The following is a 26,621-nucleotide window of genomic DNA, read 5'->3' on the forward strand; positions in this document are numbered from 1 at the left end:
TGCCGAGGAGCGAAACTCTCGGCTGTAAGCAGGAAATACCACGTTACAGGGTGGAAGTAACGCGCAGGAGCACGCTGTAACGCGGTTTTTCCGCGTTACAGCAGAAAAGGCATGTCTCCACGCTGACCGCCCATCTCACCGCCTCGCCCCTATTCTTCGGCCCAAAGTGGACAAGCAGGCTGGAGAATGAGACAATCAGAGCAACATTCACGTAAGGGGAATACGCAATGGATCAGCATGAAGAAGCAGCAGCGCCTGCTTATGTATATACTTACGCTTGCCACGAAGACGAGCTCCCGCTATGCAGACTGGAGCATCGCCTATTGTTCGGCTGCGATCCGGGAGACGCAGGCTATGTCGTAAGCCGGCGCGAGGTGGATCCGAGCCGCAGCCCTTTCACGAAGCTGCGGCTGGCCGTGCTGTACGACACGGACAGCCTGGAGCAGATGGCGCAGTCGGTCGAGACGCTGTCGCTAGGGTCGGCGACCTTCAAGGTCGTCTACGTCGAAACCGGCGGAACGGTCGACTATGACAGGCAGCGAGCCGTCGAACGCTTGCTCGGCTCTCATATTCGCGGCAAAGCGGAGATGCGCCAGCCGCAGCGGACGTTCGGCATCGCCCATATCGAGGGGCGATGGCTGTTTGGGGAATGCAGCCGCAACGAGGCGGTGTGGCTGCGCCATAACGAGAAGCCGCAGCAGTACTCTACGGCTTTGAGCACCCGCGTTGCCCGGGCCGTTGCGAATATCGCCGTTCCCGAGCCCGCGGGAACACGGGCGATCGATCCGTGCTGCGGCATCGGAACGGTCGTGCTGGAGGCCCTATCGATGGGGATCGACATCGTAGGCAACGACATCAATCCGCTCGCCGTTCGCGGAGCAAGGGTGAACTTGGCTCATTACGGCCATCCCAATGTCGTGTCGTTGGGAGATATTCGCCGGATCGAGGGGCACTACGACGTGGCTATCGTCGATTTGCCGTATAATTTATGCTCGGTCCTAACGACCGGAGAGCAGTTGGAGATGCTGGCCAGCGCGCGCAGGCTGGCCGGTAGAGCGGTCATCATCGCAACCGATATGATAGATGAGGCGATTGAACAGGCCGGGTTTGTCATTGCCGATCGCTGCGAAGTCAGGAAAGGGAGATTTGTTCGACATATTTTCGTTTGTGCTTGACAACATGAACGAGCCACAAAGCCGCCCGGAGCATTTCTTCCGGAGCGGCTTATTTTGCATGGAGATAAGCTTGCCAAAGCATGTCTACCAATCGCTGCTCATATACTTGTACCAGCCCCAATATAAAAAGTCATATTGATATTAAGCGATTTGCCGCTTAGGTTGGGTAAGTATGCGTTGGGAAAGGGGAGATCATTATGGCAAGCTTGCTCCGTTGGTACAATGTACTGTCGTTTGCGGCTGTTTTGGTAGTGAATGCGCTCGCTCAAATCAAGCCTCTTAAAGGATTGACGACCGGAGAAATATCCGCCCTGTTTCCGGTCCAAATAACCCCCGCGCCGTATGCTTTCTCGATTTGGGGGCTCATCTATGCTCTGCTGATCGGATTTGTCATCGTCCAACTTCTGCCCGCCAAGTCAGAGAAGAATGAAGTTCGAGCCATAGGACCGTGGTTCGTGGCAAGCTGCTTTTTTAACATCAGCTGGCTGTTATTGTGGCAAAGTCTGTCTATTGCTTCTTCCATGTTTTCCATGCTCGGCCTGCTGATAGCGCTGATAGGGATTTACTCGAATACGCGGCACGCCGGTTGGTCGTCGGACGCGGCAGTCCGCTGGCTTGTTCAGGTGCCGTTCAGTCTGTACATTGGCTGGATTTCCGTTGCTGCCCTGGTAAACCTCGCGGTAGTGTTATATGCAAACGATTGGAACGGATTCGGTCTGCCCGAAACGTTGTGGACCGTGATTCTCATCTTAGCAGCCTCTTTAGTCAGCTTATGGATAGGCTATCGTTACCGCGACCCATTCTATATGCTGGTGACCGTTTGGGCACTCGTGGCGATAGGGATAGCCAATCCGGGGACGCCTCCGATAGTATTCATCTCTTGGGGGGCTGCCGGAATGCTGTTTCTGTATGCGCTGCTTCTGCTGTATTCAGGAGAACTGCTCCGGCTGCAGCGTCAATCCAACCCAACATAGCAGAGGCGACTATCGTTTCCTTGCCTCGCTCCATCCTCGCTTTCGAAAAGACGCTCCAATATAAAAATCCGCTCATTAAGCTCAGAAATATCGTTGAATCTCCAAAAAGCAACAACAAGCTGACCGCGCAGCGAAACCCTTCGCCTGCCGGTCATTTTTTTACTACGCCCGAATTTATTAAGAATCCGAAGCCGTCAGATGCTGGATTCGAATTAGTAATACAATCCGCCATGCTTTCGAATCGAGTTGCTAAAGCAAAATTTTCAAGATCAATCAGGCTGTAATACGCCGATAGACCTGTTTTTCTCACTTTTCTTGGTTGCCCTGCAAGGAAAGGCGTTGTAAATTAGTGGAATAGACCGAATTAGCTGCTGTTCATTAATCAGGTTTGGAGTGGTTATCATGCCGGACTGGTCGTACCAAACGATATTTCGCCCCTTGCTGTTCAGTCTGCCGTCCGAAATAGCCAGAGATTTTACGCTGAATGCGATGGGTTCTTTAAGCAAAATACCGGGCGGCAGCTTTGTTATCCGCACGCTCGGACATATGGAGGCTTCGCCGCTGCTGGAAAGCGAGCTGGCAGGCATACGTCTGCGTTATCCCGTCGGGTTGTCCGGCAGCCTCGATCCGAACGGAGTCGCCCACCGGGCCATAGCCCAGTTCGGAATCGGTTTTATTGAGATCGGCCCGGTTACCGTTGAGGAGATCGAACGCAGAGGGCAGATTGTAAGAGATGCAGCGAACGAAGAAATTCTGTACCCCGATGCTTACGCCAATCCGGGACTGGATGCTACCGTTCAGCGGATGAAGCGCAAGCAGGGGCACAGGCTGCCGCTTATGCTGCGAATTCGAAGCATGCCTGACAGCACTTCCGAAGAAGCGCTTCTGGAGCAAAAGCGTATGCTGGAGGCGTTGGAGCCATATGCAGCGGGATTTTATATTGACGTGCTGGAGGAGCGATGGGGGCTCGACGAGACGGTTCAGCTCCTGGAAGCCGTCGTTCAGACGGCGAAGGAGATGAAATCCGGTGAGGGCGGCGGCGCCAAGCCGTTATTTTTATATATTCCGCTCGATTACCCTTTGCCCAAGCTCGAGCGTTTGCTGGATCGGCTGCGAATGGAAGCGTGGGCCGGCATGGTGGCGGGGGAAGCCATCCGTACCGAGGAGGGATCGGCGATAGGGCGCTCCGGCAAGCAAGCGAGCGCCGACAAGCTGCGCTTGATCCGCGGGATGTGCGGACCCGAAGTGAAGCTGATCGCTTGCGGCGGTATCCACGAGCCTCGGGATGCGCTGGATTTGCTGCAAGCCGGCGCTTCCTATGTCCAGCTGCACAGCGGACTGGTATATTCCGGCCCGGGGCTCCCCAAACGAATCAATGAAGCCATCGTATACGAGCTGATCCGCAATGAGGCTGCACCTGCTCCCAAATCGTTTTGGACTCATTGGGGCTGGATGTGCTTGCTTGGCATCGGCATGATGATCGGAGGGATTATTGCCTGGCTGATCGCTGCGACTACCGTAGTGCTGCCTTACGACACACAGTTTCTCGGAATGGCAAAGGCATCCCTCTCACAGGCTAATCCGTTATTGCTCGGCTTCATGTCTCACGACAGGGTGACATTGGCGGGCACGATGATCTCGATCGGCATCCTGTATTTTCAGTTTGCGTATCACGGCCTTCGCCACGGGCTGCATTGGGCGAAGAGCGCACTCCTGATGTCGTGTATCGTAGGCTTCAGCAGCTTTTTTCTGTATTTGGGCTACGGGTATTTCGATCCGCTGCATGCATTGGCTGCCGCTATCCTTCTCCCGATGTTTATTTTGTCGATGAGAGGAAACGAGGATTTGCCACCGAGGGATCGGCCGAATACAGCCAACGACCGGCACTGGCGCCGCGCCCAATGGGGGCAGCTCATGATGGTCATGCTCGGATTTTCGCTGGCTGTCGGGGGTCTGGTCATAGCCTTTGTAGGTGTGACCCGCGTGTTCGTTCCGCAGGATTTGCAATATTTGTGCGCGACCCCTCAAATGCTGGCGGACATCAACGACCGGTTGATTCCGCTAATAGCGCATGACCGCGCCGGGTTCGGCGGAGCGCTGTTTTCCAATGCTGTCGCCTTGCTGGCAGCCGCCCTATGGGGAATTAACAAAGGTCAGCGCTGGCTGTGGTGGACGTTCCTGATCGGAGGCTTTCCCGGCTTCCTGGCAGGCTTCAGCATTCATTGGGCGATCGGCTACACAAGCTTCATCCATCTGCTCCCCGCTTATTTCGCTTTCGGCTTCTATGCTGCCGGACTCCTTCTTCTGTATCCCTATATGATGGCTAAAGAGGAGGTGCAAGGGGGCTCTGTCGACAAAGAATGAGCCTTGCCCCTGCCCCTGCCGACCAGGCTGTTGATAAAATCGATATTCCCGAAAAATGCTAAAAGGGGATAGGTGAGCGATCTCCTGGAGGAGCGTAAGCAACCGCCTTTGTTCTCGGGAAATCACCGCTAAAAACTAGATTATAAAGTTTCCCGAGAACAACAGCGGCCGGAGGGAGATACCCCACAGGGGTACCCGTGCCGCTTTTAAGTTCTAAGGGTTTCTCAACAAGCTCATCCGCTGTCTAACGACGGTCGGATTTTTTTTACCACAAAAGAACTTTTAGATTCCGAGGCCATCGGATGCAAAATTCTATTTGGCGATAAAACCTGCCATACTTACGAAGCGGGTTTTGCTAAAGCAAAACTTTGAGGTCGCTCATCTTTGAAATGCATCGGTATAGGTTTTCTCATGAGAACAGGGAGCTCCCGTTAAAGACTTTTTAATGAGCTGCAGACTCAGAGTAATTGGACGCTGAATCATAAAAAGGAAATTCATTACATAACGTGGAAAATAGTGAAGGAACATCATTTTGCCAAATAAGACGTGAGGTATCCTATGGTAGATATTACGGAAACGTATGTAGATTCGTTGGCCTTAAACAGCGCCGCCATCAAAAACGGCCGTGATCTGGTGAAAAAAAACAGCTTTCCCAAGCTGTGCTTGTCAGACGACCGAACGTTGGTCTTCGGCGAGTGCAAAGGAAGCGGGAAGGAGCCTTACCGGTGTTCTGCGGATTATATAAAGCCGGAAAGCCCGGTGTTCCGCTGCTCCTGCCCGAGCCGCCAATTTCCGTGCAAGCATATTTTGGGCCTGTTGTATGCGTACGCCGCAGGGGCTCCGTTTCAGACGGAGGATGTCCCTGAAGAGATTGCGGACAAGCGGGAGAAAGTGCAAAAGCGGGAAGACAAGAAGCAGGAGAGTCTCGCGGAGGGCCAGACGGAGCCGGCTGCCAAGCGGAAAACGAACAAGTCCGCCCTGGTCAAAAAAATCGCCGCCCAGCTGGACGGGCTGCAGCTGCTGAACAAGCTGGTCCGCGATATCGTCCAGACGGGCTTGGCCGGCGTCGATGCGAAGGCGCTCCGTACATTGGAGGAGCAGGCGAAGCAGCTGGGAAATTATTACTTGCCCGGGGCACAGGCCTCTTTCCGTGAACTTCTGCAGCTTCTCGGACAGGGAAATCAACGGGAACAGGACTATACGGAAGCGATGGACCGGCTGACGTATTTGCACATGCTTGCCAAAAAAAGCACCGAGTATTTGACGGCCCGCAAGGAGAACCCGGATTTGCCGATGGCAACGGACAGCGCTATCGAAGAGCTGCTCGGCCATGCATGGCAGCTGGCGGAGCTCAAGGAAGCCGGTCTAGTGCTGGCTGATGCGGAGCTGCTGCAGCTTGGCTTTCATTCTTACACGGACGAAGTGCGCGGAGAGTATGTAGATGAGGGCTGGTGGATTCATCTGCAGACGGGAGCCATCTATTCGTCCCGCCATTACCGGCCGTTCCGGGCGGCGAAGCATATCAAGGAAGAGGATTCTATGGCTGCCGTCGTGCAAGCGAAGGAGTGCTTTGTATATCCGGGAGATGTGAACCCGCGGATCCGTTGGGAGTCGGTGTCATTCCGTGAGCCGCAGCGTGGAGATTGGGACATCGCACGCTCGCATTCGCATCGATCTTATGCCGAGGCCGTGAAAATGGTCAAGAACCAGATCAAAAATCCTTTGAGCGATAAGCATCCGGTTGTTTTGCTGCATGCTGCACGCCTGTTCCGGGCAGGGGATACGTATGCGATAGCGGACGAAGCGGGCAAAACGATCGCGCTCAGCGACCTAGAGCATATCGGGCACCCGGGAACACAGCTGCTTCCCCTGCTTAAGGATGAGCATAGGGAAGGTCAAGCGGTACTGGTCATGTTCGGGCACGATCTGGACACGGGCCGATTGCATGCGCAGCCGCTCGGAATAGTTACAGATAATAACGGGCTTGTCCGTTTGATCTAGGTAAAGGAGAGACGCTTCATGAGTATACAGGTTTTGAACGAATTACATAGCGAGGTGCGGCGTTTGTTCATTGCCGGCAGCACGCTGGCCCAAGGTGACAGCAGACTTAAGAAGCTGCTGCCGCAGCTGCAAAAGCTTGGGGAGAGCGCTCCCGTGTTCCGCAAAGTCGCCCAATCGGTTGAGCAGCTCGTAGAGTCCGGCGGAGATGAGGCTTCCGTGAAGCTGCTCGAGCTTGGGACGCTGCTTCACTCCATCCTTTATACGCAGGGTCAAACCGATGCAAGCGGGGCGCCGGAGCCGCTCGAAGCCGCCAACACCAATTGTTATACAGGGGTTTCCTACCGTAAGCTGACAGCCGCCATCGATGCGTTGACGCAAAAAGGTCCCGGACGCCTGGAGATCATACGCCAGTCGTACGAAGAGGGTGTTTTTAAGGACATTAGAACGATGATCCCTGCGGTAGTTGCGCTGGATGAAACCTATCCGGAAATTGCCGATTATATGATGGAAACCGTGATCCCCTCTCTAGGAGAGCAAGTGCTGACGATTCTGAAGAGCCAGTTCCAGCCGGGCGGAGGGAAAGGCGCAGTCAGACGGCTGCAGCAAATTCACCGGATTGCGGGGATGAAGGAGAGGGAGCTTTACTTGAGCTGTTTAACCGAAGGTTCCCTTGAGGTTCGGGCTGCAGCTATTGAATTGCTTGGCGCGTATGACGAATGCGAGCCGATCCTTTTGGAGCAGTCGCTCGACAAAAAGAAGGAAATCCGGATTGCGGCTTACAATGCGTTGGCTGAACTGGCAAGCGCGAAGGCGGTGGAGCGGCTCTTTCAAGCTTTTACCGGCAAAGACCGCGACAATGTAATTGATCCGATCCGGTGCTGCAAGGCTGAATCGTTGACCGGGCTCGTGCTGGATTTTGCGGACGGGAAGTTCCGGGACTTCGTAGACCGGGCTGCCACGGAAGAGACGGTGCCATCGCTGGATGCAGCCGCCCAATGTCTGGACGGAAAGCGGGCTTTGGAAGTGTCCGCATTTTGGATGAAGCTGTTGTCCACTCCTTTGTTCATCGTTAAGGAGACCGACAGCCTTCAGCATTATGCGGCCCGTCAGCTTTTGGAGATGGAGCAGCCGGAGACGGACGAATTTCTGTTATCGTTGTACGATCAATGGAACCGGAAATTCATTTCGTACAGCTTTCATGCCGCCGTTCGTATGCTTCCTCCGGAAGCCGTGTATGACCGGTTCGCAATCCAATTTCAGAACAAGCAGCAGTCATCGGCCCGCGAGCTGATCCATACAATGACGGAATTGACGGAACCGCGCAGAGGTTACTGGAATCCGGCTGTTGTGCCTGAGGAAGAGCACGGAGCGGAGGGTCAGACGGCACAGGAAATCGTATGGGATGAGCGGTGGGTCCATCTGTTCGTTGGGATTAACGAAGAGGAGCTCGTATGCCGGTTGGCCCAACACGAAGAAGACAGTGTCATAAAGTATCTGGTGAAAAAATGGGAAGTGGCGCCACAGCAGATGAAACCGCGGACGGTTTCGATTTTGCGGACGCTGCATCGTCTCAGTTACGAGCAGGCACCTGAACTGATTATGCAATCCTTTGAGAAAGCGGCTTTAAAACATATGTATTATTTGGATCGGGAGCAGCAATATCTTCTGGCTGTGCTTCCGGGCTTCTACTCGGAACGGGTGGAGCAATTGGCCGAACGAATGGCTTATGACAGCGTGAAGCGGCAAGTGCAGGACATTGCAGACTTGCTGAAGAGCAAAGGGAATAACGGCACGATAGAGGACAACAAAGGAGCGGGATGGATCGAATGGATCAAAAGCAGAATGTATTGAGGCTTCCGGCAGAGCGCCTATACCGGGAGGAACTGGAAGCATTGCAGCAAAAAGATAAAGACTCGAGGCCTTCGGGATGGATGCTTTCTCCGCGGGCGGTTCTAACCTTCATTACCGGTGGAAAAGCGGGCAAGGTTGACATTACGCCGAAATATATCGGCAATCGCCGGATCGTAGAGATCGCGATAGCGACATTGCTGACGGATCGTGCGCTGCTGTTAATCGGGGAGCCTGGCACGGCGAAATCGTGGCTGTCGGAAAATTTGACCGCCGCCATTCACGGCGATTCGGGGAAGACCATCCAGGGCACGGCCGGTACCAGCGAAGAGCAGATTCGCTACTCCTGGAATTATGCGATGCTGCTGGCTCATGGCCCGAACGACGACGCTTTGATCAAAAGCCCGATTTACCGGGCTATGGAGTGCGGAGGCATCGCCCGATTTGAGGAAATATCCCGGTGCGCTTCAGAGGTGCAGGATGCGCTTATCTCCATTTTGTCGGAGAAAACCATCTCAATTCCGGAGCTCGGAAAAGAGCTGTCGGCTGCCAAGGGCTTCTCGATTATCGCCACGGCTAACACCAGGGACAGAGGGGTTAACGACATGTCAGCGGCTTTGAAGCGGCGCTTTAATATATTGGTGCTGCCTTCTCCTTCGGATTTGGAGACCGAGGTGGAGATTGTCCGCAAGCGGGTGCAGGAAATCGCGGCAAGCTACGAGTTGAAAGCGTCGGCGCCGGAAGAAGAAGCCGTCCGCAAGGTGGTCGCGATCTTTCGCGAGCTGAGAAACGGCATGACGCTCGACAGCAAGGAAAAGGTGAAGCCGCCGAGCGGTGTCATTTCGACGGCCGAGGCGATTTCACTTCTGACGAACAGCATGGCTCTGGCCGCCAGCTTCGGAACCGGACAGGTGCGGGACGAGGATATTGCAGCAGGTTTGCAGGGTGCGATCGTAAAGGATGAAGAGAAGGACCGGATCGTATGGAAGCAGTATTTGGATAATGTCATGAAGAAGCGGGGATCGGAATGGCGAAGCCTATACAACGCATGCAGAGAGATGAACGATTGAGCGGCGGAAGCGGTCAGGTTCACATCTTTGGCATCCGCCATTTGTCGCCGGCGGGTGCGTTCGAGCTGAGAAGCTATTTGGACGAGATACGGCCTGACATCGTATTGGTAGAAGGGCCGTCCGACGCTACGGAATGGATCGGTCAGCTGACTTCGCGGGGCGTGGTGCCTCCCGTAGCTCTCTTGGCTTATACCGAGGAGCTGCCCGTCCAGACGCTGGTGTTTCCTCTAGCATCGTATTCGCCGGAATATCAGGCGTTCGTGTGGGCGGCCGAGCATGGCGCGCGCGCAGCCTTTATCGATCTGCCTTCGGACGCGGCCGTTATGCTGCACGGATTGCGGACTGCCGAAAGCAAGGACGGCGAGCAGCCTCTCGAGGACAAGGCAGCACGAGCGGACGGGCGGCGGGCCTATTACGGGAAGCAGCGCCTGATTTACGATAAGCTCGCGGAGCTCTCCGGCGAGCCCGATTACGAAGCGTATTGGGAGAGGCATTTCGAACACAATACGTATCCGGGGGCGTATCGAGAGGCGATTAAGGAGTATTCGCTTCAGCAGCGGACGATGCTGGAGCAGGAGGAGTGGGCGTTCGATCCGCAGGAGGCCGCATATAACGCGATTCGCGAAGCTTACATGAGGCGGAGCATCGCCCAAGCGATCGCATCGGGCTGCCCGCCGGAGCGTATCGTTGTCGTGACCGGGGCGCATCACGTTTCCGCCCTGGATCTGTCGCTTCCCGCCATGTCGGATCAAGAGCTGAGGGGGCTGCCGAGACGTTCCACCAAGCTGACTCTGATGCCTTACTCGTATTATAAGCTGTCCTCGCACTCCGGCTACGGGGCCGGGAATGCCGCACCCGCTTATTTCGAGCTGCTGTGGCAATGTCTTCATCAAGGAGACTTGACGAAGCTGCCGTCGCTTTACTTATCTGCCGTTGCGGCTCACATGCGCAAGGAAGGAACGTTCCGTTCGACCGCATCGGTCATTGAAGGAGTTAGGCTTGCCGAGTCGCTTGCCTCGCTGCATGGAGGGAGCCTGCCGACGAATAAAGATTTGCGCGATGCGGCGATCGTTTGCCTCGGCTTCGGCGAGCTGTCCGCCGTAGCGGAGGCGCTGGCCAGAACCGATATAGGCACCGCTATCGGATCGCTTCCTGAAGGCGTCAGCCAGACGCCGATACAAGACGATTTGAACCGCCAGCTCAAACGGTTGAAGCTGGACAAATACAAGACGGCGGTGGCGGCCGATCTGGAGCTGGATTTGCGGGAAAACCGCAGGGTGAAGTCGGCGGAAGCGGCATTTCTGGATTTGCACCGCTCCACCTTCCTGCACCGGCTTGAGCTGCTCGAAATCGGCTTTGCCCGCAAAAAGAGGATCTGGCAGGATGCGGCAACCTGGGCGGAGCATTGGGTGCTGCAGTGGAGCCCGGAAGCGGAAATTCAAGCGGTGGAAACCGTAATGAAGGGCGAAACGATCGAGCTTGCGGCAGCCTTCGCGATCAAGGAGCTGCTGGAGCATTGCGCGGACATCCGCGAGGCATCGCGGATCATAAGGCTGGCCTGCGAATGCGGGCTGCCCGAGGCGATGGAGCAGGCACGCCAAGAGCTGCAGCGGCTGTCGGTAGAAGCCGGCAGCACCGCGCATCTGGCTGATGCGGCAGGCGAGCTGTCCGTGCTTATGCGCTACGGCGATTTGCGCAAAGCGGACACGTCCGCGCTGCTGCCTCTTCTGCAGCAGCTGTTTCTTCGCGCAGCGCTGCTGCTCGTCGACGCTGCTGCCTGCAGCGATGAAGCTGCAGGCGAGCTTGTGGCCGCAATGAGCAAGCTCAACTCCATTGCCCAGGATCACTTCGAGCAGGTCGACGACGAGCTGTGGCTGCGCCAGCTTCAAGCGCTGGCCTCGCGCGACGACCGCAATGCGAAGCTGTCCGGCTTTGCCTTCGCCTTGTTAATGGAACGCAATCAGGTTGCAAATGATCAGATAGCCCGGGAAGTGTCGCGCAGACTGTCCCCCGGCATTCCGGCGGAGCTCGGAGCAGGCTGGTTCGAGGGAATGTCCATGCGCAACCGGTACGCGCTGCTGTCGCGGGCCGCTTTGTGGGAGCAGCTCGACCTGTATATCCGCTCGCTGGAGGATGCCGATTTCCACCGTTCGCTGGTCTTTTTGCGCAGAGCGTTCGGTTCGTTCCAGGCCGGTGAAAAGGCGCTTGTCGCCGAGACGCTGGGAGACACGTGGGGAATCGGAGGCCAGGAGGCCGGGGAGCTGCTGCAGCAGCCGTTAAGCGAAGAAGAAAGAGGGAAATTGGATGAACTTAACGACTTTGATTTTGGAGACTTGTAGGCGATGACGACAGCAGAGCAGCAGGAACTAAACGAACGCCGTCAAAAGTTGAAACGATGGAGGCTCATCTTGGGGGAGGCGGCGGAAGAAAAGCTGAACGGCTTTTCTCCGGAAGGAGCGGGCGCCTTGCTCGACGAGGAAGCGAGAATCATGGACGAGGCGCTGGCTGCCATATACGACGAAACCGGTAACGGAGCTGCTTCTGCATCGGCCGATCCCGGAGCTTCTAAGGCGGCGCGAAAAGCCGGACTTGGCGCTTCATCCCCCAAGCTTGCCAAATGGCTGGGAGATATCCGCACCTTTTTTCCTCCGGATGTCGTATCGGTTATTCAGGCCGACGCCATTGAGCGCAAAGGCTTGAAACAGCTGCTGTTCGAGCCGGAGATGCTGGAGCAGGTGAAGCCGGATATTCACATGGTGGCGACTCTGATGGCGCTGCGAGGCAAAATTCCCGAGAAAACGAAGGAAACCGCAAGGCAGCTGGTTAAGGCGGTCGTAGACGAGATCATGAAGCGAATGGAAAACGATATCCGCAAGGCGGTGACCGGGGCTTTGAACCGTAGACAGCATTCCCCGCTGCCGTCGTTATCCGGCATGGACTGGAAACGGACGATTGCCAAAAATCTCAAGCATTACGATACAGAGAACAGGCGCCTTATTCCCGAACGGTTTTACTTTTTTGACCGGGCCCGGCGCAGCAAGGAATGGACGGTCATCCTCGATATCGATCAAAGCGGCTCCATGGCGGATTCCGTTATTTACGCTTCGGTTATCGGCTCGGTGCTGGCCAGTCTTCCCGCGCTGGAGACGAGAGTGGTCGTGTTCGATACGGAAGTGGTCGATTTAAGCGAGCAGTGCGCACAGGACCCGGTCGATATGCTGTTCGGCATTCAGCTTGGAGGCGGCACGGATATTAACAAATCGGTCGCCTATTGCGAACCGTTCATTACAGAGCCGCAGAAGACGCTGTTCATCCTTATTTCCGACCTGTACGAAGGCGGCAATGTATCGGCTTTCCTCCGGCGGATGGACGAAATGAAAGCCTCCGGCGTAAAGGCGATGTGCTTGCTGGCGCTGTCGGACCGCGGCGTCCCGTCCTACGATGAGGCCAACGCGAAGAAGCTCGCCCAAATGGGAATCCCTTGCTTCGGCTGCTCGCCCGACCGGCTTCCCGAGTTAATTGAGGGCGCGTTGAAGGGAATGGACCTTGCAACATTATCGGAGAAAGTAGGCACAGCTAAAGGTCATCTGTAGGATTTCAATAGAAAAAATTAATATAATCAATAAATATTTTTTATTTATTCATTGACAAAGATTACCTGGCACGTATATCATAACCATATCTTGAATGTGAAAAGGAGGCTGATGAAGATGATCCGACTTAACCGCACGAGATTGACACAACTGCATACCCATATGGAATCTTCCATTGGCCTCTACGGGCCTGGTGCAACATGATCTTATGCGGATTCCGGCTTGTTCGGTCAGCAGTATCGTGATGGTGACGTTATCGTCAGTGGATCGCGATCGCTATCGTGAACGTGTACATGAACACGCCGGGATCCTTTTACAGACAGCAATGCATACAAAAAACCGTGGGCTATTGTGGAGCGCCAGCGGTTTTTTTGTGTTTTTCATCAAGTGTTTCGGAAGTTTTTCAGCAAAGTAATGATTGGATAGAGAGGATACGAAGGAATATGGAAAAAGAACTAATGAAAGATCAAGGATCCGCAGCCGAAGCGTATTATCGCAAGGTGCAGCTTCCGGCCGGCGATTTGCATGTCTATGCGAGCGGAGAGCTGTTCGCCGGGCTGGACTATAAAGTGTTCGAGATGGCCAATAACAATTTGCAAATACCGGATTCGAAGTATATGAGCTATACCCCGGATGTCCACGTAGGAGTTGGAACCTGCATCGGCACGACAGCGATTTGGAGCGCAGACAGCGGATACGTCTCTCCGTCGATTGTAGGGAGCGATATCGGGTGCGGAATGAGGGTGCATTTGACGAACCTGCACAAGGACGATTTGCGTGAGGTGAAGCTTCGGCGCAAGCTGGTCAAGGCGATCGAACGCCACTTGCCGGTTGAGGAGCATGCCCGGGGGCATTTCTCGGATATCCGGCTGGAGCATATTATCCGCAAAGGGCTGTACGGCCTGCCCAAAAAATACGTGCCGGACGGCTACACGCCCCGTAAGGCAACCTCGCTGACCCGTGTGGAATGCGGTAAGTTCGGCTTCGACGAGCAATACCTGGACCGTTTGCCGGAAATGGTATGGCACCGCTCGCACCGGCAGCTGGGGACGCTTGGCAACGGGAATCATTTTGCCGAGATCCAAGCTATTGAAATCGATGAAGAGCATCGGGATATCGCCGAGCAATGGGGTTTGACCGACGGCCAGGTGGTCGTCATGATTCATTCCGGATCGCGTGCGTGGGGCGGAGCCGTCAACCAGTATTGCAGCAGCGAAATGGTCAAAACGATGAGCCGCACCGGGCTCGGCACGGCCGATCCGAAGCTGTTGTTCGCACCGCTTGATAGCGACTGCGCGCAAACTTACGTGAATTTGATGTACTCTGCGTTGAACTATGCGGTTGTGAATCGTCACCTGATCGCTTACGGGATAAGGGAGGCCGGCAAGGAAGTGTTCGGATCGAAGTTTGAGATGACCACGCTGTATGATTTGATGCACAATTATGCATGGGCGGAAAAGCATGACGGCCAATCGCTGTTCGTCCATCGCAAAGGCGCGACCCGAGCACTGCCGGCGGGACACCCGGATAATCCCGACATGTATGCCGGGACAGGACATCCCGCGCTGATCCCGGGTTCTATGGGCACCTCCTCCTACATTATGGTCGGCAAGCCGGGCGGTAAAAACAACTACTACTCCATCTGTCACGGAGCCGGCCGTATTCGTTCGCGCAGCGCCACCAAGCGTTTGGTTACGTTGGATCAGTTCGAAGCTTCGCTGAGAATCGGCACGGAGGAAGAGGTCGTCGTCAATCAGCGGATGCTCGAATCTCTCATTGATGAGTCGCCTCAGGCGTATAAAGATGTCGATCAAATTATCGAGAGCGTCGTTGGAGCCGGATTGGCGGGTGTCGTGGCGAAATGCAAGCCTTTGGCTGCGGTAAAAGGAGTTTAACACTAGGTGAATAATAGGAATGAGAATATGTTTTTGAATACGAATACGGGTATGGAATCAAATACGAATAGGGATAGGAATGTGAAAATGAATTGGAATAGGAATATGAAAATGAATTGGAATAGGAACGTGGCAGTGAATGAGGAAATGAGAGGTACGGCGGTCAACCCGGGCAGTATCAGCAAATTAGACGGCGGGTGGAAAGCGGCCCTTACCGATACGCAGGCTCGGCAGGTTTATCCTATGATCCGCTTAAAGGAAAGCGCGTCTAATGAATGGCAGCAATACTTTGATGCCGCTCTTGTTATAGAATGCATCCAAAATACGCTGATGGAGGCTTACGGGACGGAATTTCAAATGTATGTCCAGGAGGATTACGGCAATGAGCTGTGGGAAAGGCTCGAAGAGGACATCCGATCCGGCAGCAGTGAGGTTGAGCATACAGCGACCATTTACGATCGAGTGGAGTCCAAATCGTTTGCTTACGACGGCGACCTGCCGGAGGAAGCGGGCTACCGGATTTATCCATCCGTTCGCAACAATTTGTTCGTGTACCCTGCTTATCGCGTTGCTTTGGCGAGAGTGCCCGTGTTTCGGATGAACGGCATCTTTAACGAGGATTATATATTCGCTGCGGATGACTCGTGCATGGACCGGTTTCTGCAGTATATTTTGAGAAGCCAAAGGGAGAACGACAGGCGGCATGTTTCGGTTTTTACCGATAACCGCAATGGACTGGAGCGGCACCGCGAGCCCGTCACGCGCACTGTCAGCAGAGATGAGGTCATAATGAACGAAGCGCTGAAGGAGGAGATTTACCGGTCGATTGACGAGTTCTTTTCGCGGGACCGGCATTTTTTCGAGACGTACCGGATTCCTTACAAGCGCGGCATTTTGTTGTACGGCAAGCCAGGTAACGGGAAGACGACTTTGGTCAAATCGATCGCGGGGAGCGTCGATGCGCCTGTCGCCTATTGGCAAATTACCGAGCATACGTGCAGCTATACGATTCAGGAAGCATTTGAAGCTGCCGTGAAAATGTCTCCTATGGTGCTGGTCATTGAGGATATCGACTCCATGCCGGAGCAGGCGAGATCGTTTTTCTTGAATACCTTGGATGGCGCTACGTCCAAAGAAGGCGTGTTCCTGATCGGGACGACGAACTATCCCGACAAAATCGATCCGGCGTTGATGAACCGGGCGGGACGCTTCGATCGCGCCTACGAAATCAAGCTGCCGGATTTGGCGCTGCGTCGCAAGTATTTGCGGCTAAAACAACTGCCGCTTGTCGTGGGGGAAGAAGCGGCAGCCGCGGCAGCCGAGCTGACGGAAGGCTTCACGTTTGCGCAGCTGAACGAGCTGTACGTGTCCGCTGCGATGCAGAAGCATTACGATACCGAGGTGCACCTGGAGCAGCTGGTGCGATCGATGAAGTCCGAGCTGAACAAAGGGCGGACGCAGCAATGGCACTCGGAACCGTCCGAGTCGAGAGTAGGGTTTGTGGTTGGGTAAAGTGAGTCCCTGATGTGATGCGGGTTTACCGTGTCACATCGGGTTTTTATGGATCGGGTATCGGCTAGAGATTCTCATTAAATGTGGAGATTTGGATGAATGTGAAGGAATAGGGAGATGTCCAGTCTTGTGGTTATTGACTCACTCAGCGGCTTAATTGATTACATCATCGAAAATGAATTGGAACAGGATGATATTAAGCGCATTGTAGCGGCACCTGAGGATGATTTTCTGGTTATGCACTTCGGTTTAGCTTTGTTAATAAGACATAACTTTGTGTTAACAGACAATGATAAGGTTCCGCATTTAATCGAACAATACTATGACTATAAAGACTATAAAAATAAGGATAAAGATAGACTTCATGGTGGCATTATTTTGTTGCATCCAGATGATATTTCTTACGATATCAGCGTCCTTATACGAAAAAAGCTGCTTCACGGCTAGAAAGTGTAGTAAGTGTATTTTAAAGAGAAAAAGCCTCGATGTGTTGTGGATTTTCAGAGCACATTGGGGCTTTTTTACGTGTTGTGATGCACTTGCGGGTGGGGTTGCTGTAACGCGGAAAAACCGCGTTACAAGGCAAGCTGCCTGCGCGAAGAGGCACTGTAACGCTGAAAATCTGCGTTACAGAAATCCCGCGTCGCGTCAGAGTCTTGCTCGAGCAGCTGTAACGCGGAAAAACCGCGTTACAAGGCAAGCCGCCGGCGCAAAGCGTCTCTGTAACGCTGAAAATCCGTCCCGCGCCACGGCCTGCCGTCTATTCCAGCCGGAAGCCGCGGCCTTCCAAGAACGGCCGAATATGCCCGCGTCCCGGCTTGGCATATTTGTCTGCAATTCCTTTGGACCAGGTAGTAAGCGTCTTGCCATTCGTTCGCTCTTTATAGTACTCATGCATTGTGTCATCGTACTGCTGAGTGCCTTGCGTTACCTTCTCTTTGTCATACGCATCGGAGTGGTACACGGCATGACGGGGTAGACGCGGACGGGAGGAAGGCTCCTGATCGGGGACCCCGACGCACATGCCGAATACCGGATAAGTCAGCTGCGGCAGCTGGAGCAGAACGCTGACATCTTGCGGGTTGTTGCGGATACCGCCGATGTAACAAATCCCGTATCCCAGCGATTCGGCTGCGACGGCAGCATTTTGTGCGGCTAATGTCGCATCGACGGTGGCAACGAGAAAGCTTTCCGTGTTTTGGTGGAACGTTTCTCCGTGGAGTTCGGTAGCTTCCTTAAGGCGGTGAAGATCGGCGCAAAATACAAGAAATAGGCCGCATTGCTCGATATAGGCCTGATTGCCTGCAAGTCGTGCCAGCTCTTGCTTCTTTGCCGGATCGGTAAGGCCGATAATGGTATAAGCTTGTACATTGCTGGATGTCGATGCCATTTGTGAGGATTCGATAATGGCGTCAATGTGCTCTTCCGGCAGAGCGATAGGTTGATATTTGCGGATGGAGCGATGCTTGCGGAGAACCTCGATAGTTGGATTCATGACTATTCATCCTCTCTTTAATTATGTAAAAAAGCCCCCATGCTGGTAAGTTAGGGGGTCTCCGACGGTTCGGTTGATTCCATTATTCTACCACATAGAAATGCTAATCACACCTGCACGGCAGGCGTGTACATGTCTATTGGCGATAAACCTTACAACTAAAGCGCGGTCGCGCTTCCTCGGCTCACATCGATAATAGGTTTATCACCACTCAGCATGCTAATCACACCTGCATGGCAGGTGTGTACATGTCTATTGGCGATAAACCTTACAACTGAAACGCGGTCGCACTACACCGATATAGGTTTATCACCACTCAGCGACGCCAAACATATCCCCGCGGCCTTCATTTTTCGAACCGTCGTTTCCTCACCTAAACCCCAAATATTGTATACCAAACAAATTTCAGTATCAGATGTTGACAATGATAATGAGAACCATTATCATTAGAGCATGAAGTGAGAATAATTATCAATTATGAGCGAATACATAAGGAGGAGCACTTTTAATGCCACTCGTCATTTGCCTGCTGCTGCCAGCGTTGTTTATCTCTGTAGTGCTTGCCGGCTGCTATCTCTGGGGAATGCGCGATTACTATTCGTTTATGAAGCTAAAGCCCTGGAAGCGCAAAGAAATTTAAGATAGAAATCAAATTCGGATTGATCCATATAACCATAACTAAAACTAAGGGATACCGAAAGGAGACAAGCCTATGGCTTCAATATTAGTAGTAGGTGCAGATCATTTGGGAAATATGCCGGAGCAGCTTGCTCATATCGGTTTTGATGAAGTAATGCATATGTCGGGACGCAAATGCCAGATGGTCCGCAAGGGCATACCGGATAAGGTGGATGCGGTTCTCGTATTAACGGACTACATTAATCATAATTTGACGAAGGTGATCAAACAGCAAGCGAAGGAACAGGAGCTGCCGATTTATTATGCCAAAAGATCCTGGTGCTCGGTTCAAAAAGCCCTCTGTTCATGCGAGCACGTATGTGAAATGATGAAAAACAAGCAATAGCCAGCCGAGTCTCGTTCATAGTTCAAGGTCAGGCACTGGCTGTTCCTGCTCTTCTTCCTCGATAGTAAAAAAAGCCCAAGCAGAACTGCTTCTGCATGGACTTGAATCAATCTATCCCGCTTATGGAATAACAGGCTTCGGCGCGGTCAGGTTAGCGCGCGAGCTGTTCTTGGAAGCGCCTAGCGTTTTGTCGGCCGCTTCAGCGTAAGCTTTATCCTTGTATACGACAGCCGCTTCGCGTAAATAAGAGGCGAAGCCGGATTCGTTCTCCGCTTTGATCTGTTGACGTTCCCACGGTTTACCGTTAAAGTACGGTACCAAATATTCATAGGCCTGATGGACGCTTTTGCCGTCCGCCGTTTTATAATTCCAACCATCGAACCCGACCTTGCTGCCGTACAGAGCCAGCATGGAGAACGCCTCCAGGTTGAACACAGGATAGTGGAAGGAACGGGTTCTGCTCATTTCCAGCGGCATACTGCCGTCTTTTTCAATTTGCGCAGCGATCCGCTTCGGCAACTGCTCTTTGATGTAGGACGCCGCGGCATCCTTTTCCCCGATAAATAGAGTCAATCCGGCGAATATCGCGTCGTACCATGTGCCGTGATTGTTTTTGGCCGCCTTTTCCTCCAAAGCGAGCTTGTTTTCCTTCAACCATTTGACATACTGCGCGACCCAGCTCTTGTAAGCTTTCATGTCATTATCTGACCAAACGGGAGAACCGTCCAGCAAAGCCGCTGCATTGGAAGTCGTCAAAAAATGCCTGGAATCGAGCACGCCTTCTTTACGCCCGTCGGTTCGTCCGGGAACGCTTTGCCCGAAATTCATATTCGGGTTCATTTTCGTGTCCGCATCCAGAAACCAAGTCCGCAGCAGCCTGGCCGCTCTCTCGCCATAGGGCTCGTGTCCGGTCACATAATAGGCCAAGGCCAGCGTCTCTACGGCGGAGGCCATATTGCCGAAGCTTGTAGCGTCATACTTGTCGGTCGAGCGCTCGGGATTCGTTTGGCCGTCCTTTTGGATATAGGGCTTGCCGTCCGGCTTGTTGGGATCCGGCCACCAATAAGGCGCCATACTCATATAATCGTGCTTGTCTCCGCTTGGCGGCGTGCTTTTTTTGTTGACCACGGAGAAAGGTCCGACCTTTAAGGCGGCATCGGCTTCTTTGCGAAGCTGTGCCACCGCGTTCGCGAGCTCCCCGGCATTGCCGGAGCTCACTTTATTTCGGACCTCCTGCAGCACGCTTGCGTTCATAATCAAGGTGTCCGGCTGCCGGCTATCCTTCTGGACCGTCCCCTTCGTACTTGCTGCAGGTGCTGGTGCAGGCGTGCCGGCCGCCGTCGCAGGCGAGGGCTGAGGAGGGGCTGTCGTGCTTGCGCTTTGCTGCGGCGAGCAGCCTGAGAGTGCCGTTGTGGTCAGGGTAATCCCTGACATAATGGTGATAAGCAGCTTGCGCCTCATGAGGCACGCTCCATTCCTTCTGGTTTTCCTCGAAGTACTCCGATAGAAGTTTTTTCTCATCCATTATAAGAAAACGGCCGGGAAAAGGAATATCGGAAATCCACATTTATTTGCGGTATGTTCAGGTGAACTTTGGAAAAGGAAGCAACTAGACGAAAAGAGTTCATATTGAGTAGAAAAATAACTATGTATGCGGTTAAAACGCCATGTTTAGGATTTGTCAAAAAACATTACATGATATTATTATTTCTCTCATAAACGTTAGTTATGTGTTATATAAACTAACACAAAGCTAAACTACCTACATGGGAGGAACCTACATATGACACTCAAATCCAGCTCCGCAATGCTTAAAATGTTCTTGGCTTCAGGAATGCTGTTCACCGCCCTGCTATCACCGGTCGCTTTGCCGCCGACGTCAACAGCCATAGCGGCGGAAGCGGAAGCTTCCGTTCCTGCTAAGCTTCCAAAAGTAAAAGTAATCGGAACCGGGGGGACGATTTCCGGGCAATCGGTGGATGAAACCAGCTTTCAGAACTACAAGGCCGGTACGCTGTTGATTCAGGATATGGTCAACGCTTTGCCGAACAAGGACAAAATCGCTGAAGTGACGACGGAGCAATTCGGTAACTCGGGCTCCTCGGCTTACAGCATGCAGGATTTGTTCAATCTTTCGCTGCAAGTCGACGAAGCGCTGAAGGAACAGGACGGGGTTGTCGTAACGACAGGAACGGATACGATGGAGGAGATCGCCTACTTCCTCGATCTGACGGTACAAAGTCCGAAGCCGGTCGTCGTAACGGGCTCCATGAGACCGTGGACGGTTATCGGCAGCGATGCGCAGGCAAATCTGTATAATGCCATTAAGCTTGCGGGAAGCGGGAAGACGAAATATTTCGGAACGGTTCTAATGCTGAACGATACGATTCACGCAGCGAGAGAAGTAACCAAATCCAACGATTACCGTACGGATACGTTCGAGTCGCCGCAAGTCGGTATGCTTGGCTATATTGATGAGAGCAACATCCGCATCTACCGCGCTCCGGCCAGAAGCTTGCGTCCTGCAGGGGAATGGGCTACGCCGTTTGACTTAACCCGTATCAAGAAAGAGGATTTGCCTAAAGTTGAGATTGCTTTCTCGTACCAAGGCGCGGGTGGTGAGGCGATCGACGGATTTGTGGCCGGCGGAGCCGAAGGGATTGTAACGGCAGGTACGGGAGCGGGCGGCATTTCCAAAGCGATGTCCGATGCCCGCAAGAAGGCGATTGATGAGAAAGGCGTGATCTTCGTAACGACCACGCGTACGGGGTCCGGCAGCATTTACTCCAGCTCCAAAGGCATCATCGCAGGGGATAACTTGAATCCTCAGCACGCCCGTATTATGCTGCTGGTCAGCCTGGCCTTCTCCAAAGACTATGATACGATCAAAGGCTGGTTTGAAACCTACGGCGCTCCGCAGGTCGATTTCACCGGCAAATAAAATAAAAAAAAGAAGATCGCTGTGACTGCTTGAGGCAGTCCAGCCGATCTTCTTTTTTTTGCTGCGTTCTTATGATACATGCCTGAAAGAGCAAGCATGAACGAAGGACAAGGGTGCTGCAGCGTCAGCCGTTATTATTGATGGAGCGTTCCGCCCGAACGAAAGCGATGAAGCGCTTGGCTTCCTCCGGTGTAAGCTTCATTCCGTCCACGGTCAATGTAAATTTTTCCATAATTTTCTCATTGGATAGCTCCAGAGAATCGACGAATTCCCGTACGTCTTCATCCAGTACGCTTTCAGGATCGTCCGTTCTGCCGATAAGATAATCGATAGAGACGTTAAATAAATTGGCGATACTTACGATCGTCTCGTAGTCCGGTTCTCTTCGATTATTCTCATAATGCGACAGCGACGCGCGGGTAATACCGAGTTTGTTAGAAAGCCCTTCCTGTGTCAGGGAATGTTTTTCTCGAAGTGCTGCAATCCGCTCCCCGTATTTCATAATTCATTTACCTCCAGTAATTACGAGCTTAATTAATATTTTTTCAAAGCCTGCCAAGGAGTAGCAAGTTTGTGAAAGGACCCTATATCCTATTGACATTGATACAATTTGTATCGTATTTTAATGATAGGTTAAATGACAAATTGTGGTTGTAAGAACGGTTACCGAATCTAAATTGGCTGCAAAATGGCGGTTAACCTTGAATGAATCGCGATTCTTCAATAGAACGTTGATGGAAGCGACCTGAAGGCAATGCCATAAGACTTGATCGCAGGTTTATAATAAACGATTTCTCATTACAAAATGTATCGTAAGTTTATTTTACCCAAAAAAACGTAGGTTGGGAAGATGCCATGTGAACGAAAAAGAAAATGCAAACCGGCAATTTCATTTGCGCCGGCTATTAGCTTCTATGGAATGCAGGATTTCTATTAGCCGGATAGGAGACAAGCCGGTACGAACCAAGTATGCGCTTGTGCAAATAACGGACTTGCAGTCGCGAAAGATTCAGTTTATGAGCTCGTTGAAGCTGCCGGCCGATCCGCGAATTACGTATACATTCGAGCTGCTGATGGATGGTATTCATATTTTATGTACGGGGAGTGATCTGCAAAGAACCGGCCAAACGGCTCCGTATCAGTACAGTATCGAGCATGATTTGGGGGCGCATGAGCGTGCGGTGTTGTTCTCAAGAATCAACCAAAGGATGGAATCTAGCTACCCCTTAATGACGAAAGCCATAGAAAGCTATTCTTCTTCCTATGTCTATGACCATTGTACCCCTTCCCATTATTTTCAAACATCTTGGGCGTAAATACTGTTGATTTAAGAGAATGGATCCAACCGATGTACGGATGAAGATGGTAAAAAGAGGAGTGCTGTTCATGATCATTAACAATCCGGATCAAGGAAAAATTCAACTGGACATTCAAAAAATCATAGTACAATTAAAGCTCGATCAAAATAACTACGCAAGCCATGGCGACGCCGCCCTCCGCTCCGCAAACATATCCGCTAAATCTTCCGATAAATAATTTGCCAATACCGTCTGTCGCCAAAATAGTCCGAATGAAGCATGACCTCCTGCTTAGTTTTGAAGCCGGGGGAGTGATACATTTAGTATCAGTTCCCCGGTATGGCCCACTGCATTTTACAAGTAATGCATCGTAACCTCGCTTCGCACAAGAAACCGCATATTGATGCCGGTTTGGCCAATGCCCTTGGAAATGTAAAAGGTGCCGTTATCGGTCGTATGAAGGCCCCGGTAAATTCCCATGGCGGGCAGCTTGCCCATATACCGGAACCGGTAAAAGAAAGGAATGGCGAATTGCTTGCCGTGCAAATGTCCGGCCATTAAGTAGTCGTATCCCTCTTGTATCGCCAGCACCACGTTAGGGTCATGCGTAATAATAATGCGCGGCTCTGCAGGACGGGTGCCCTCGAACGCTTTGGACAGATTGCTTTTGCCGCTGCAGTAATCGTCGATGCCGATAAGATGAAAGCCCGGGAGCTGCACGGATTCATTGCGCAGCAGCGTAATTCCGTAATATTGCAGCAGCTTGATCAGCCGGATCACTTTTCGCTGCTGGTAATCGTGGTTTCCCAGAACGGCGAAGGTCGGGATGCGGTGCCGTGACAGCATTCTCAGATAAGCGTCCAGCTTCGGCAAGCTCTCCTGCTGCTTTGTAAAGTCACCCGTTATGAAAATATAATCCGGCTTCTCCTTCTCGATCAGCGCGGATAACCGCGAGGGCGAGATGCGCAGCCGCTCGATATGGAGATCGCTTATTTGCAATATGTTCACCTGTAATCCGATGCGATGCTGCACTCTCTCGATTTTCAGCCACCGGGTAGGAAGGATGAAGACGGCGTAGCCTAGGCACAGCAGGACAAGCAGGGAAGCGGCGTAGATCATAACTTCTCCTCCTTTTTTAGTGTAAAAAAGGCTCTATTCTTATGAATTGCGCTACTAACCATCTTAGCATTGTGAAAGGGCTTTACGCACCATTACCAAAGATTTATTAAAGTAAACATTTCTTTATTGTTTTCGACAGAATCCACCTTTGACAAGATACATAGTGTATCATAAAGTGGTTTAAGAAGGCAAAACAAATGTTTATAGAGAGAATATTCCATTCGGAGATAGAAGGAGAGCTAGCAATGAACACCAACAACCTGAACAAGTCACCTATTCAATTGGATATACACAAAATTTTGAAGCAGCTGAACATTAACGAGCAGAGCCTTTCTCAATTCGGTCTTCCTTCCCAACAACCGCCTAGCGAAAATGCAAGCGCATCCTCCAGTCAGAAGCTGGTGTCGAGCTTCTCTTGATATAGAATCTCCCCGTCTTATTTCGTGCTTGTTGCAAAACGTTTCACGCGGGACGGCTGAACGCATCCATGGGTGCGCTCGCTCGGCTCAGGGCTTCAGCTTGCAGCATCCTGGCTGCCGCCCGATTTGTATGCAGGCACTTCTTCCGCAGCAGTACGGCTTCCTTTTCCCTATCGTCCTAAGTAACCTGATTTAATAGAAACAGAACCTGGAAGAACAAACAGCGTAGGCTTGGAGGCGGAATGCCCGAACCGAGTCCTCGCTTATTCGGCGTTTTTGTAGGGCTACTTGACCTAGAGCCTTTTTTTGATTATTATTGATACGAAATGTATCACAATTCGACTATCGTATCTGATTACATATAGGACTGAAGTGGAGCTTGGCCAAAAAATGCTTTTGGAGACAATAAGCAAGCAGGGGGGATAAGGATGAAAGTACTAGTCACTGGCGGGGCCGGCTTCATTGGGTCCCACACCGTCGAGTACGCGAAGAAAGCGGGACTGGAAGTTATCGTAGTCGACAATTTCAGTACGGGCAAAGAGCAGTACCTGGATAAAAGCTGCAAGCTGTATAGAGTGGACGTGGCGAGCAAGGAGCTGCGGGATATTTTTGAACTGGAGAAGCCGGACTACTGTATTCACTTGGCTGAGAAAACCGATTTCGATGAAACGATGATGGTCAGGGGGCTTAGCCCTAATCTTCGCGGACTGATCTATTTGCTTGACCTCTGCAAGGAATTCAATATCAAGAAGCTGGTTTACGGTTCTTCTGCTGAAATATACGGAAACACGGAGCTTGTACCTGCGGACGAAACAGCCGCCTGCGTTCCGATGTCGGGAATAGGAATGTCCAAGCTCGCTCCTGAAGAATATATTCGGATGTACGGCGCATTATATGGCCTCAACTATACCATATTGCGTTATGCGAACGTTTACGGCTACCGCCAAAAGCGTTTCGGCTGCGGAGGCGTCATCTCGGCGTTTATGGAAACGTACGTGAACGGGGAAAGGCCGGTCATTTACGGCAAAGGGCTGCAGAGCCGGGATTTCGTATACGTAACCGATGTGGCGGAAGCCAATGTCCGGGCGATCAGCAGGGGGGACGGCGAAACGTATAATATAGGTACGGGACGATCGACCCAGATTGTGGAGCTGTTCGAACTGATGAATGAGCTTGTCAATCAGAAATTAAAGCCCCTATTTGCTCAAGCCCGGCCCGCTGACAGTACCAACGTATGCGTTACCATACAAAAGGCTGAGAAAGAGCTGGGATGGAAGCCGCAGATTCAGCTCAAGGAAGGATTGGCCCAGGTGCTTGGCGACTTTATTTATAACCGGTTCATGGATAAGCTGAACGGCGTGCAGGAGGTCGTGCCCGATATGGTGACGGCAAGCGCCCTGATCCGAAGAATGGGAGTAAAAAAGGCGGCTCGGCGGTTGAAAACGGTAACCTCGTAACAACTGAACGGCCTTTTGATAAGCGCCTATACATAATCAAAGCCTTGTCTTGGATGGACAAGGCTTTTTGCATAAATAAAGATTTGTTTATAATCACGGTTTCGACAAAATGATTGGCGCTTTAAGCGGAACGCCCCCCAGCATGTGACATTATTTTTTGAGAAGTTCCTATATAATATTGAGATATGAACGCTTATGAGACGAGATGGAGAGTGGGTTTACGATGGTAGAGCAAAAGAAGTGCATCGAAATTGACTTAATCCTGGATCAGCTCCAAATTCCCAGAGAAAAATTCGCTGCATGGAGCTCCCTTCAGCAAGCTGCTATTTCACCGGTCGAAGAGGCCTATAAAGAGGAGCAGCCTTCACTGTTTCCGATGTTTCAATGGGAGCTTGGAAAAATGGAGTATTCGAAGTAAAGTATCGATTCTAAAAAA

General features: G+C 52.3%; 23 protein-coding genes. 19 read left to right on the forward strand and 4 right to left on the reverse strand.

Annotated features, from left to right (window positions below; genetic code table 11):
* Positions 1-227 precede the first annotated feature (227 nt).
* From ACFQ88_RS21505 to ACFQ88_RS21555, 11 genes are all read left to right on the forward strand, one after another.
* The gene (locus tag ACFQ88_RS21505; protein ID WP_379456535.1) at positions 228-1,175 is read left to right on the forward strand and encodes a TRM11 family SAM-dependent methyltransferase; all 948 of its coding nucleotides are present in this window, start codon (positions 228-230) and stop codon (positions 1,173-1,175) included.
* A gap of 197 nt (positions 1,176-1,372) precedes the next feature.
* Positions 1,373-2,149 carry a hypothetical protein gene (locus ACFQ88_RS21510; protein WP_379456537.1) on the forward strand — a complete coding sequence of 259 codons (777 nt, stop codon included), beginning with the start codon at positions 1,373-1,375 and terminating at the stop codon, positions 2,147-2,149.
* A gap of 402 nt (positions 2,150-2,551) precedes the next feature.
* A complete protein-coding gene (locus ACFQ88_RS21515; protein ID WP_379456539.1) occupies positions 2,552-4,513 on the forward strand; it encodes a dihydroorotate dehydrogenase in 1,962 nt (653 codons plus the stop codon).
* A 558-nt stretch (positions 4,514-5,071) separates the two neighbouring features.
* The gene (locus ACFQ88_RS21520) at positions 5,072-6,514 is read left to right on the forward strand and encodes an SWIM zinc finger family protein (protein WP_379456541.1); all 1,443 of its coding nucleotides are present in this window, start codon (positions 5,072-5,074) and stop codon (positions 6,512-6,514) included.
* Between the two features lie 18 nt (positions 6,515-6,532).
* On the forward strand, positions 6,533-8,365 hold the full coding sequence (locus tag ACFQ88_RS21525) for a HEAT repeat domain-containing protein (RefSeq protein ID WP_379456543.1): 1,833 nt from the start codon (positions 6,533-6,535) through the stop codon (positions 8,363-8,365).
* Positions 8,341-9,432: an AAA family ATPase gene (locus ACFQ88_RS21530; protein ID WP_379456545.1), complete on the forward strand. Its 1,092-nt coding sequence runs from the start codon at positions 8,341-8,343 to the stop codon at positions 9,430-9,432. The genes ACFQ88_RS21525 and ACFQ88_RS21530 overlap by 25 nt, the downstream gene beginning before the upstream one ends.
* Positions 9,390-11,771 carry a DUF5682 family protein gene (locus tag ACFQ88_RS21535; RefSeq protein WP_379456547.1) on the forward strand — a complete coding sequence of 794 codons (2,382 nt, stop codon included), beginning with the start codon at positions 9,390-9,392 and terminating at the stop codon, positions 11,769-11,771. Before ACFQ88_RS21530 ends, ACFQ88_RS21535 begins: the two co-directional genes overlap by 43 nt.
* A gap of 3 nt (positions 11,772-11,774) precedes the next feature.
* Positions 11,775-13,025: a VWA domain-containing protein gene (locus tag ACFQ88_RS21540; RefSeq protein WP_379456549.1), complete on the forward strand. Its 1,251-nt coding sequence runs from the start codon at positions 11,775-11,777 to the stop codon at positions 13,023-13,025.
* Between the two features lie 443 nt (positions 13,026-13,468).
* Positions 13,469-14,920 (forward strand): RtcB family protein, encoded by a 1,452-nt coding sequence (locus tag ACFQ88_RS21545; protein ID WP_379456551.1) that lies wholly within the window; start codon positions 13,469-13,471, stop codon positions 14,918-14,920.
* A 111-nt stretch (positions 14,921-15,031) separates the two neighbouring features.
* A complete protein-coding gene (locus tag ACFQ88_RS21550; protein ID WP_379456553.1) occupies positions 15,032-16,432 on the forward strand; it encodes an AAA family ATPase in 1,401 nt (466 codons plus the stop codon).
* A 117-nt stretch (positions 16,433-16,549) separates the two neighbouring features.
* Positions 16,550-16,879, forward strand: coding sequence for a hypothetical protein (locus tag ACFQ88_RS21555; protein WP_379456555.1), 330 nt, complete (start codon positions 16,550-16,552; stop codon positions 16,877-16,879).
* A 313-nt stretch (positions 16,880-17,192) separates the two neighbouring features.
* Here ACFQ88_RS21555 and nfsA read toward each other — a convergent pair whose 3' ends face one another.
* On the reverse strand, positions 17,193-17,927 hold the full coding sequence (gene nfsA, locus ACFQ88_RS21560) for an oxygen-insensitive NADPH nitroreductase (RefSeq protein ID WP_379456557.1): 735 nt from the start codon (positions 17,925-17,927) through the stop codon (positions 17,193-17,195).
* 508 nt (positions 17,928-18,435) lie between these two features.
* On the opposite strand from nfsA, the gene ACFQ88_RS21565 reads away from it, so the two are divergent.
* Together ACFQ88_RS21565 and ACFQ88_RS21570 are read left to right on the forward strand one after the other, a co-directional pair.
* Entirely contained in the window at positions 18,436-18,567 is a 132-nt protein-coding gene (locus ACFQ88_RS21565; RefSeq protein ID WP_275590452.1) for a hypothetical protein, read from the forward strand.
* Between the two features lie 72 nt (positions 18,568-18,639).
* The gene (locus tag ACFQ88_RS21570) at positions 18,640-18,951 is read left to right on the forward strand and encodes a DUF2325 domain-containing protein (RefSeq protein ID WP_239632091.1); all 312 of its coding nucleotides are present in this window, start codon (positions 18,640-18,642) and stop codon (positions 18,949-18,951) included.
* 120 nt (positions 18,952-19,071) lie between these two features.
* Here ACFQ88_RS21570 and ACFQ88_RS21575 read toward each other — a convergent pair whose 3' ends face one another.
* Entirely contained in the window at positions 19,072-20,412 is a 1,341-nt protein-coding gene (locus ACFQ88_RS21575) for an alginate lyase family protein (RefSeq protein WP_379456560.1), read from the reverse strand.
* 322 nt (positions 20,413-20,734) lie between these two features.
* On the opposite strand from ACFQ88_RS21575, the gene ACFQ88_RS21580 reads away from it, so the two are divergent.
* Complete coding sequence (locus ACFQ88_RS21580) at positions 20,735-21,892, forward strand: asparaginase (RefSeq protein ID WP_239632095.1); 1,158 nt, start codon at positions 20,735-20,737, stop codon at positions 21,890-21,892.
* A gap of 124 nt (positions 21,893-22,016) precedes the next feature.
* Here the strand turns inward: ACFQ88_RS21580 and ACFQ88_RS21585 are convergent, their stop codons facing one another.
* Positions 22,017-22,394: a helix-turn-helix domain-containing protein gene (locus ACFQ88_RS21585; RefSeq protein WP_239632097.1), complete on the reverse strand. Its 378-nt coding sequence runs from the start codon at positions 22,392-22,394 to the stop codon at positions 22,017-22,019.
* Between the two features lie 355 nt (positions 22,395-22,749).
* On the opposite strand from ACFQ88_RS21585, the gene ACFQ88_RS21590 reads away from it, so the two are divergent.
* Together ACFQ88_RS21590 and ACFQ88_RS21595 are read left to right on the forward strand one after the other, a co-directional pair.
* Positions 22,750-23,208, forward strand: coding sequence for a hypothetical protein (locus tag ACFQ88_RS21590; RefSeq protein ID WP_379456563.1), 459 nt, complete (start codon positions 22,750-22,752; stop codon positions 23,206-23,208).
* Positions 23,209-23,278: 70 nt separating this feature from the next.
* The gene (locus tag ACFQ88_RS21595; protein ID WP_239632101.1) at positions 23,279-23,428 is read left to right on the forward strand and encodes a hypothetical protein; all 150 of its coding nucleotides are present in this window, start codon (positions 23,279-23,281) and stop codon (positions 23,426-23,428) included.
* Between the two features lie 116 nt (positions 23,429-23,544).
* Here the strand turns inward: ACFQ88_RS21595 and ACFQ88_RS21600 are convergent, their stop codons facing one another.
* Entirely contained in the window at positions 23,545-24,309 is a 765-nt protein-coding gene (locus ACFQ88_RS21600; RefSeq protein ID WP_379456565.1) for a metallophosphoesterase, read from the reverse strand.
* 245 nt (positions 24,310-24,554) lie between these two features.
* Between ACFQ88_RS21600 and ACFQ88_RS21605 the strand changes: the two genes are divergently transcribed.
* From ACFQ88_RS21605 to ACFQ88_RS21615, 3 genes are all read left to right on the forward strand, one after another.
* On the forward strand, positions 24,555-24,728 hold the full coding sequence (locus tag ACFQ88_RS21605; protein ID WP_379456567.1) for a hypothetical protein: 174 nt from the start codon (positions 24,555-24,557) through the stop codon (positions 24,726-24,728).
* 428 nt (positions 24,729-25,156) lie between these two features.
* Positions 25,157-26,185 (forward strand): NAD-dependent epimerase/dehydratase family protein, encoded by a 1,029-nt coding sequence (locus tag ACFQ88_RS21610; RefSeq protein WP_379456569.1) that lies wholly within the window; start codon positions 25,157-25,159, stop codon positions 26,183-26,185.
* Between the two features lie 223 nt (positions 26,186-26,408).
* Positions 26,409-26,603: a hypothetical protein gene (locus tag ACFQ88_RS21615; protein WP_239632109.1), complete on the forward strand. Its 195-nt coding sequence runs from the start codon at positions 26,409-26,411 to the stop codon at positions 26,601-26,603.
* Positions 26,604-26,621: the final 18 nt, after the last annotated feature.

It is taken from the genome of Paenibacillus sp. NPDC056579 (assembly GCF_042793215.1).
In the GTDB taxonomy this organism is placed as follows: domain Bacteria; phylum Bacillota; class Bacilli; order Paenibacillales; family NBRC-103111; genus Paenibacillus_S.

Excerpts from the sequence above, each read along its gene's own strand:
- ACFQ88_RS21615 (WP_239632109.1), top strand. The coding sequence starts at position 26,409 with ATGGTAGAGCAAAAGAAGTGCATCGAAATTGACTTAATCCTGGATCAG.
- ACFQ88_RS21530 (WP_379456545.1), top strand. The coding sequence starts at position 8,341 with ATGGATCAAAAGCAGAATGTATTGAGGCTTCCGGCAGAGCGCCTATAC.
- nfsA (WP_379456557.1), bottom strand. The coding sequence starts at position 17,927 with ATGAATCCAACTATCGAGGTTCTCCGCAAGCATCGCTCCATCCGCAAA.
- ACFQ88_RS21515 (WP_379456539.1), top strand. The coding sequence starts at position 2,552 with ATGCCGGACTGGTCGTACCAAACGATATTTCGCCCCTTGCTGTTCAGT.
- ACFQ88_RS21540 (WP_379456549.1), top strand. The coding sequence starts at position 11,775 with ATGACGACAGCAGAGCAGCAGGAACTAAACGAACGCCGTCAAAAGTTG.
- ACFQ88_RS21605 (WP_379456567.1), top strand. The coding sequence starts at position 24,555 with ATGAACACCAACAACCTGAACAAGTCACCTATTCAATTGGATATACAC.
- ACFQ88_RS21520 (WP_379456541.1), top strand. The coding sequence starts at position 5,072 with ATGGTAGATATTACGGAAACGTATGTAGATTCGTTGGCCTTAAACAGC.
- ACFQ88_RS21570 (WP_239632091.1), top strand. The coding sequence starts at position 18,640 with ATGGCTTCAATATTAGTAGTAGGTGCAGATCATTTGGGAAATATGCCG.
- ACFQ88_RS21585 (WP_239632097.1), bottom strand. The coding sequence starts at position 22,394 with ATGAAATACGGGGAGCGGATTGCAGCACTTCGAGAAAAACATTCCCTG.
- ACFQ88_RS21555 (WP_379456555.1), top strand. The coding sequence starts at position 16,550 with ATGTCCAGTCTTGTGGTTATTGACTCACTCAGCGGCTTAATTGATTAC.
- ACFQ88_RS21595 (WP_239632101.1), top strand. The coding sequence starts at position 23,279 with ATGATCATTAACAATCCGGATCAAGGAAAAATTCAACTGGACATTCAA.
- ACFQ88_RS21505 (WP_379456535.1), top strand. The coding sequence starts at position 228 with ATGGATCAGCATGAAGAAGCAGCAGCGCCTGCTTATGTATATACTTAC.
- ACFQ88_RS21545 (WP_379456551.1), top strand. The coding sequence starts at position 13,469 with ATGGAAAAAGAACTAATGAAAGATCAAGGATCCGCAGCCGAAGCGTAT.
- ACFQ88_RS21525 (WP_379456543.1), top strand. The coding sequence starts at position 6,533 with ATGAGTATACAGGTTTTGAACGAATTACATAGCGAGGTGCGGCGTTTG.
- ACFQ88_RS21600 (WP_379456565.1), bottom strand. The coding sequence starts at position 24,309 with ATGATCTACGCCGCTTCCCTGCTTGTCCTGCTGTGCCTAGGCTACGCC.
- ACFQ88_RS21535 (WP_379456547.1), top strand. The coding sequence starts at position 9,390 with ATGGCGAAGCCTATACAACGCATGCAGAGAGATGAACGATTGAGCGGC.
- ACFQ88_RS21550 (WP_379456553.1), top strand. The coding sequence starts at position 15,032 with ATGAATTGGAATAGGAACGTGGCAGTGAATGAGGAAATGAGAGGTACG.
- ACFQ88_RS21580 (WP_239632095.1), top strand. The coding sequence starts at position 20,735 with ATGACACTCAAATCCAGCTCCGCAATGCTTAAAATGTTCTTGGCTTCA.
- ACFQ88_RS21565 (WP_275590452.1), top strand. The coding sequence starts at position 18,436 with ATGCCACTCGTCATTTGCCTGCTGCTGCCAGCGTTGTTTATCTCTGTA.
- ACFQ88_RS21510 (WP_379456537.1), top strand. The coding sequence starts at position 1,373 with ATGGCAAGCTTGCTCCGTTGGTACAATGTACTGTCGTTTGCGGCTGTT.
- ACFQ88_RS21610 (WP_379456569.1), top strand. The coding sequence starts at position 25,157 with ATGAAAGTACTAGTCACTGGCGGGGCCGGCTTCATTGGGTCCCACACC.
- ACFQ88_RS21575 (WP_379456560.1), bottom strand. The coding sequence starts at position 20,412 with ATGAGGCGCAAGCTGCTTATCACCATTATGTCAGGGATTACCCTGACC.